The 7,603-nt window shown below is 63.6% G+C and carries 7 protein-coding genes and 2 pseudogenes; 1 reads left to right on the top strand and 8 read right to left on the bottom strand.

The annotated features are described in order from the left end of the window. A pseudogene (locus IBX54_RS10305) lies at positions 1-251 on the bottom strand (haloacid dehalogenase); the annotation flags it as partial. 141 nt (positions 252-392) lie between these two features. Between IBX54_RS10305 and IBX54_RS10300 the strand changes: the two are divergent. After that, positions 393-1,598 carry a CaiB/BaiF CoA-transferase family protein gene (locus tag IBX54_RS10300; protein WP_296542567.1) on the top strand — a complete coding sequence of 402 codons (1,206 nt, stop codon included), beginning with the start codon at positions 393-395 and terminating at the stop codon, positions 1,596-1,598. Between the two features lie 4 nt (positions 1,599-1,602). On the opposite strand, the gene IBX54_RS10295 is transcribed toward IBX54_RS10300, so the two are convergent. From IBX54_RS10295 to IBX54_RS10265, 7 genes and pseudogenes are all read right to left on the bottom strand, one after another. Beyond that, the gene (locus tag IBX54_RS10295; RefSeq protein WP_296542566.1) at positions 1,603-2,814 is read right to left on the bottom strand and encodes a M20 aminoacylase family protein; all 1,212 of its coding nucleotides are present in this window, start codon (positions 2,812-2,814) and stop codon (positions 1,603-1,605) included. 25 nt (positions 2,815-2,839) lie between these two features. Then, positions 2,840-3,904 (bottom strand): Holliday junction branch migration DNA helicase RuvB, encoded by a 1,065-nt coding sequence (gene ruvB, locus IBX54_RS10290; RefSeq protein ID WP_296542565.1) that lies wholly within the window; start codon positions 3,902-3,904, stop codon positions 2,840-2,842. 31 nt (positions 3,905-3,935) lie between these two features. Further along, positions 3,936-4,799 (bottom strand): alpha/beta hydrolase, encoded by an 864-nt coding sequence (locus IBX54_RS10285; protein ID WP_296542564.1) that lies wholly within the window; start codon positions 4,797-4,799, stop codon positions 3,936-3,938. Positions 4,800-4,824: 25 nt separating this feature from the next. Beyond that, on the bottom strand, positions 4,825-5,535 hold the full coding sequence (locus IBX54_RS10280) for an ABC transporter ATP-binding protein (protein WP_296542563.1): 711 nt from the start codon (positions 5,533-5,535) through the stop codon (positions 4,825-4,827). Next, a complete protein-coding gene (locus tag IBX54_RS10275) occupies positions 5,532-6,296 on the bottom strand; it encodes an ABC transporter ATP-binding protein (protein WP_296542562.1) in 765 nt (254 codons plus the stop codon). The genes IBX54_RS10280 and IBX54_RS10275 overlap by 4 nt, the downstream gene beginning before the upstream one ends. Next, complete coding sequence (locus IBX54_RS10270; protein WP_296542568.1) at positions 6,293-7,255, bottom strand: branched-chain amino acid ABC transporter permease; 963 nt, start codon at positions 7,253-7,255, stop codon at positions 6,293-6,295. Before IBX54_RS10270 ends, IBX54_RS10275 begins: the two co-directional genes overlap by 4 nt. Before the next feature lie 76 nt (positions 7,256-7,331). Continuing rightward, positions 7,332-7,603, bottom strand: a pseudogene (locus tag IBX54_RS10265) (branched-chain amino acid ABC transporter permease); the annotation flags it as partial.

The raw sequence follows: 7,603 nt of genomic DNA, 5'->3' as shown, positions 1-7,603 counted from the left end.
CGGGTCAGCATGCCAAACGGCTGGTAGTGAGCGCCGTGGTTGCTGGTGGTGACCAGCCGGGTGTATTCGATCTGCTTGTCGCGCCACAACACGCTTAATGCCTGGCCGCGGCCGGGGAACAGTTGCTCGGCCAATTGCACCACGCTGTACACGTCAAACAGCGTGCCGTAGGCATCAAACAGCACGGCGCGCGGCTGAATGAAAACGGGCTTCGTTGTTTGCGCGAGCAAGGAGGGGAGCGAACTTGGCATATTTGTATTTTAAGGAATGCTGCCGACAGCAGTCTTTGACCTGCCAAGCAAGAGCTTTGACCAAAATGAAGGTAATGCTGCCCGCCCCAAGCTGGGAAATAATCAAGGCATTTCATTCACCTGTTTGAGCCGGGCCTTCTGATGTCATCCAACCGAACCAACCACCCCCTCCCCCTGACCGGCCTGCGCGTGGTCGAATTCACCCACATGGTCATGGGCCCCACCTGCGGCATGGTGCTGGCCGACATGGGCGCCGAGGTGATCAAGGTCGAACCCATTGAGGGCGACCGCACCCGGCATTTGCTCGGCGCCGGGGCCGGGTTTTTCCCGATGTTTAACCGTAACAAGAAAAGCATCGCCATCGACCTGCACAAGCCGCAAGGCGCTGCGGTTGCGCGCCAATTGGCCCTGAGTGCCGACGTGGTGCTGGAGAATTTCAAGCCCGACACCATGGCCAAATACGGGCTCGACTACACCAGCCTGTCAGCGCAAAACCCGAAGATCATTTATGTCAGCCACAAAGGTTTTTTGCCCGGCCCCTACGAGCACCGCACGGCGCTTGACGAAGTGGTGCAGATGATGGGCGGCCTGGCCTACATGACTGGGCGCCCTGGCGACCCGCTGCGCGCTGGTACCAGCGTCAACGACATCATGGGCGGCATGTTTGGCGCCATCGGCGCGCTGGGCGCGCTGATCCAGCGTGGCATCACCGGGCGCGGCCAGGAAGTGCAAAGCGCGCTGTTCGAAAACAACGTGTTTCTGGTCGGCCAGCACATGCTGCAGTACGCCATGACGGGCCAGCCCGCCGCGCCCATGCCGGCGCGCATTTCCCCCTGGGCGGTGTACGACGTGTTTACCGTGAAAGACGGCGAGCAGATTTTTATTTCGGCGGTGAGCGACGCGCAGTGGGCCACTTTTTGCGACGTGTTTGGCTTTGCTGACCTGAAATCGGACGCGCGTTATGCCAGCAACAACGACCGCGTGCGCGAGCGCCCCGCGCTGATGCCCATCCTGCGCGAGCGCCTGAGCCGTTACAGCGCCACAGAGCTGGGCCGCCTGATGGAAGCCAACAAGCTGCCCTACGCACCGATCCGCAAGCCCGAGGAGCTTTTTGACGACGAGCACCTGCTGGCCACCGGCGGCCTGGCCGACATCACCCTGCCCGACGGCACCCGCGCCGGGCAGACCAGCAAGGCCACGCTGTTTCCCTTCACCATGGACGGCCAGCGCCTGGGCGTGCGCCTGAGCCCGCCGACGCTGGGCGCGCATACCGATGAATTGTTGAAGGCGTTGGGGCTGGATACGGGCGCGGTGCAGGCGCTGCGCCAGGCGGGCGCCGTTGGCTGAATGATCAGACCGACAAAGGCATCGCCTGCTCCGCCAGGCTGGCATGTAACGCGGCACCCAAAGGCAGCACGTCGTCATTGAAGTCGTAGCGGTTGTTGTGCAGGTGGCAACTGCCCAGGCCGTTCTCTGCCCCTTGGCCGAGCCGCAGGTAGGCGCCGGGCTTCACAAGCAGCATGAACGAAAAATCTTCCGCACCCATGCTCGGCTCCAGGTCGCGCACCACGTTGGCGGCGCCGACCAGGCTGGTCGCCACATCGCCGGCAAAGCGGGCTTCCGGGGCCGTGTTGATGGTGGCCGGGTACATGCGCTCATAAGTCACTTTCGCCGTGGCGCCAAACGCCTGCGCCACCGCGCTGCACAATTCGTTGAGGCGACGCTCGATCAGCGCCTGCACCTCGGTCTTGAAGGTGCGCACCGTGCCGACCAGGGTGGCGCTGCCCGGCACCACGCTCATGGCATTCAAATCACCCGCCTGCATGGCACACAGACTGATCACGGCGCTGTCCACCGGCTTGACGTTACGCGACACAATGCTTTGCACCGCTGTGATGATGTGCCCGGCCACCAGCACCGGATCGACCGTCTGGTAGGGGTGCGCGCCGTGGCCGCCCTTGCCGGTAATTTCAATCTTGATGCGGTCTGCCGCGGCCATCATCGGCCCGGCATTGAGCCCGATGGTGCCTGGGCGCATGGCGGGCCAGTTGTGCATGCCAAACACGGATTGAACCGGAAAGCGCTCAAACAGGCCGTCGTCGATCATGGCCTGGGCACCGGCATAGCCTTCTTCGCCGGGCTGGAAAATCAGCACGGCGGTGCCGTCAAAATTGCGCGTCTCGGCCAGGTAGCGCGCCGCGCCCACCAGCATCGCGGTGTGGCCGTCGTGGCCGCAGCCGTGCATCAGGCCGGGTTTGCCAGACTTCCAGGCAAAGTCGTTGTGTTCGGTCATGGGCAGCGCGTCCATGTCGGCGCGCAGGCCAATCATCTTGCCACTGCTGTTGCGTCGGCCCTGGATGGTGGCCACCAGGCCGGTCTTGCCGATGCCGGTGTGGATGGCGTCCACACCGCAGACTTTCAGCGCCTGCTCGACCCGGTGGGCCGTGTAAACCTCTTCAAAACCCAGCTCCGGGTGCGCATGCAGGTCGCGCCGCAAGGCGGTCAGCTCGGGGTGAAAAGCGGCAATGTGGGCAAAGGCGCGACTGTTACTGGTGTATTTCAAAGGACGCCCCCTTCAAGCCAAGGCATCACTCTGCAAACAGCCCACCACCAGCCTGATCCGCCGGTGGCGTCACACCCAAATGGCGGTAGGCGGCCAGCGTGGCAATACGACCGCGCGGCGTGCGCTGCAGATAACCTTGCTGGATCAGGTAGGGCTCGATCACGTCCTCGATGGTTTCGCGTTCTTCGCCAATGCTGGCGGCAATGTTGTCCAGCCCGACCGGGCCACCATCGAAGCGGTGGATCACGGCCTCCAACAACTTGCGGTCCATCAGATCGAAGCCTTGCGGATCGACGTCGAGCATGGCCAGCGCGCGGTTGGCAATGTCCAGGGTGATCTCGCCCACGCCCTTCACGTCGGCGTAGTCGCGCACCCGGCGCAGCAAGCGGTTGGCAATGCGCGGTGTGCCACGCGAACGCCGGGCAATCTCGAAACCGCCCTTTTCATCGGTGGGCACGTTTAGCAGCCCGGCGCTGCGCGTGACGATGAGGGCCAGTTCCTCGGGGGTGTAAAACTCCAGCCGCGCCACAATGCCAAAGCGGTCGCGCAGCGGGTTGGTCAGCATGCCGGCGCGGGTGGTGGCGCCCACCAGCGTGAAGGGCTGCAGGTCGAGCTTGATGGAGCGCGCCGCCGGGCCTTCACCAATCATGATGTCGATTTTGTAGTCTTCCAGTGCCGGGTACAAAATTTCTTCGACCACCGGACTCAGGCGGTGAATCTCGTCGATGAACAGCACATCGTTTTTTTCCAGATTGGTCAGCAGCGCGGCCAGGTCCTTGGGCTTTTCCAGCACCGGGCCACTGGTCTGGCGCAGGTTCACACCCAACTCGTGGGCAATGATATGGCTCAAGGTGGTTTTGCCCAGACCCGGCGGGCCGAACAGCAGCACATGGTCGAGCGCCTCCTCGCGCATCTTGGCGGCGCCGATGAAAATCTCGAGTTGTTCGCGCGCCTTGGCCTGGCCCACGTACTCCTGCATCAGCTTGGGCCGCAGCGCGCGCTCGATCGCCTCCTCGTTGGGCGAGGCGGGCGCGTTGGACACCACCCGTTTGGGCGGCGCCGGGGCAAAGTCATCGGTTTGAATACTCACAGGGTGCTCAATTCAGCGGCAAAAACAGTCACTATATCGCCAGCCGCGTTGCCAGCCACTGGCTCAAAGAACTGGCGGGATCTTCAAAGCCATGGATGCCACGGTAATGGTCGGCGCCAGGCAACGCGCTGAGCTCTGCGATATTGCCCGCAGCCTGCCAGGCGGCGTGGAAGCTGCTGGCCTGGCGCGCAAATTCCGGCGTTTCTTCGCTGCCCCAGTTCAGCCAGACCGGCGTTTTGCACGGCTGCACGCCAAACATCGGTGAATTGCGCCGGATGATGCCCTCATCGAGCTGGATCAAGGGCTGCAAATAGCTGTAGCGCAGCGGCGCAATGTCGTAGATGCCACTCACCAGCAGCGCCGCGGCAAGGGGGTCGGCGGGCAGGCCGTAGTCCAGCGCCCAGCGCGTTTGCAGGCACATGGCCGTCAGATGCGCGCCCGCCGAATGCCCGCCCAGCGCCAGCCGCGCCGGGTCGCCACCGTAGTCGCCAATGTGGCGATGCGTCCAGGCCACGGCAGCACGCACCTGGCGCGTGATTTCATCCAGGCTCACAACAGGGCACAGGGCGTAATTGACCACCACGGTGGTGATGCCCAGCGGCTGCAGGCCCAGCGCCACACAGCTGAATTCCTTGCTGGAGAACGCGCGCCAGTAACCGCCGTGAAGGAAAACAAACACCGGCGCATGGGGCACATCTGCCGGAAAGATGTCGAGCGTCTCGGCCAGCGTCGGGCCGTAAGGCACATCCGGCACGCAGTACAAGGTCTGCCTGGCCAGCGCCGACTGCGCCACATAGTGTTTGGCAGGCGCCATGGGGTCTGCCAGCTTGATGGCCGGGTTGTACTGCGCATCGATCTGCGCCTGCGTTGCAAATTCACGGTACAGCGTTGTCATGTGGCCAAGCTCAATAGGTGGGGAACTACACCCCAATATACCGCTGCCACAGGCCCGGCTCGCCCGCCAGCTGTTCAGAGTCGCCCTGCCACACCACCTGACCGCGCTCCAGAATGCTGTGGTGATGCGCCAGTTTAATCAGGCGCTGCACGTATTTGTCGATCACCAGAATGGTCTGCCCGCGGCCACTCAACTGGTGCAGGCATTGCCAGATGTCCTCGCGCACCAGCGGCGCCAGGCCCTCGGTGGCCTCGTCCAGAATCAGCAGATACGGGTTGGTCATGAGCGCGCGGCCAATCGCCAGCATTTGCTGCTCGCCGCCCGAGAGTTGGTTGCCCATGTGGCGCACACGCTCGGCCAGGCGCGGAAACAAATCAAACACCGACTCCAGCGTCCACGGGTCAGCGGATTCATTGCGGTTGGCAGCAAATGCCAGCAGGTTTTCACGCACCGACAGGTTCGGAAAAATCTGCCGCCCCTCGGGCACCAGCGCCAGCCCCATGCGGGCGATGCGGTCAGGCGTCAAATGCTCGATGCGCTCGCCACGAAAACGCACGCTCCCCTTAAGCGCCGGCGTCAGGCCCAGGATCGATCGCACCGTGGTGGTCTTGCCCATGCCGTTGCGCCCGAGCAGCGTGGCCACCTCGCCGGGCTGCACGACAAAACTCACGCCAAACAGCACCTGGCTGGCGCCATAGGCCGTATCCAGGTTTTCGACTTCCAGCAGCGCGCTCATGCCGTGGCCTCTTCATCGTCGCCGAGGTAGGCCAGCCGCACCTCGGGGTGTTGGCGTATCTCCTCGGGTGTGCCGCAGGCAATGACCCGGCCGGCCACCAGCGTCGAGATGCGGTCAGCCAGCCTAAACACCGCATTCATGTCGTGCTCCACCAGCAGCAGCGTTGTCTCGCCGCGCAGGCTTTGCAGCAGGCTTAGCATGCGCTCGGACTCATCCGGCCCCATGCCGGCCATGGGCTCGTCGAGCAGCAGCAACTTGGGCCGGGTGGCCAGCGCCAGGCCGACCTCGAGCTGGCGCTGCTCACCGTGCGACAGGGCACCACCAAGCCGATGAACTTGCAAACCCAGACCAACCCGCTCGGCCACCTCAAAGGCCTGGGCGTAGCGTTCGGCATCACCACGCGCCGGCCGCCAGAAGTTCAGGCTGTGGCCGGCATGGGCCTGTACCGCCAGCGCCAGATTGTCGAGCACCGACAGGCGCTGGAAGATGCTGGTGATCTGGAACGAGCGCGCCAGGCCGTGAGCCACCCGTTGGTGCATCGGCATGCGGGTGATGTCCGTACCGTCAAACTGGATGCGCCCGGCGCTGGGGGCCAGCGCGCCCGAAATCAGCTGGATCAGGGTGGTTTTGCCGGCGCCGTTAGGGCCGATCAGCGCATGCATCTCACCCGTGCGCACATTCAGGCTGGCGTGGTCGGTGGCGCGCAAGCCCCCAAAAGACTTGACCAGCCCATCGACCTGCAGCAGGATGCTGTGGCTCATGGCGATTTCCTTTTGAAGCGCAGGCTCAGCAGACCGTTGGGTGCCAGCAGCACCACGGCCAACAGTACCGCGCCCAGGCCAAACTGCCAGTGGATGGTGTAACTGCTCAAAAGTTCTTCGAGCAGCAGAAACACCACGGCACCGACCAGGCCGCCGTACAAATGCCCGACCCCGCCCAAAATCACCATCACCATCAACATGCCCGACTCGCTCCACTGCATCATCGACGGGCTGACAAAACCGCCCTGATGCGCCAGCAGCGCGCCGGCCAAGCCAGCCAGCGCACCAGCCAGCACGAAGGCCAGCAACTTGAAGCGGTACACCGGAAAACCAATAGCGGCCATGCGTGTCTCGTTGTCGCGAATCGCCTGCAGCGCATGGCCAAAACGGGAGTTCAGCAGGCGCTGCACCAACAAAAACACCACCACGGCCAGCGCCAGCACCAGGTAGTAGAACGGGGCATCCTGGCTCAGGTCCGGGCCAAAGCCCAGGTCAAAGCGTCGCTCCAGCGACAGGCCATCGTCGCCACCATAGGTTTTCAGCGACACCATCAGGTAGTACAGCATTTGCGCAAAGGCCAGCGTGATCATGATGAAATAGACACCCCGGGTGCGCAGGCTGATGGCCCCGATCAGCAAGGCAAAAGCGCCCGCCGCCACACAGGCCAGCGACAGGGCCAGCCAGGCGGACGCAACACCGTGTTGCATCAAGATGCCCGCTGTATAAGCCCCCACGCCGACAAACGCCGCATGGCCAAAACTGACCATGCCGCCGAAACCCAGAATCAAGTTGAGGCTGGTGGCGGCCAGCGCAAAAATCAAGATGCGGCTGGCCACGCCCACATAAAACTCCTGGCCCCAGGCCTGTGCCAAGGTGGGCAGCGACACCAGAGCAATCAACAAAACCAGGCCGGTGCGCCAGCGCAAGGGGTGATCCAGCACGCCGGGCGGTAAACGCATGGGCGCGCGGGACACCGCTGCCGTGGGCGCAGCCGCTTTGGCGGCGTCCACCAGAGCAATGGGTTTGACTTCCGCGTCAGCCATGGGCCGGGAACAGCCCTTGCGGCTTGAAAAACAGCACCGCGGCCATCAGCACATAAATCAGGATGGCGGCAACCGCCGGGCCTGCATTGGCAGCTAGGTCCGGCCCCATGATGCGCTCAAAGACATACGGAATCATGGTGCGCCCGGCGGTGTCCACCACGCCCACCAGCAAGGCGCCCAGCAGCGCGCCGCGGATCGAGCCGATGCCGCCGATCACGATCACCACAAAGGCCAGAATCAAAATGCTCTCGCCCATGCCGACCT

Origin of the sequence: Rhodoferax sp. (genome assembly GCF_014859475.1) — a bacterium.
Lineage (GTDB): Bacteria > Pseudomonadota > Gammaproteobacteria > Burkholderiales > Burkholderiaceae_C > Rhodoferax.
Note: the sequence above shows the minus strand (reverse complement) of the source record. Positions and strands in the feature narration are given on the sequence as shown.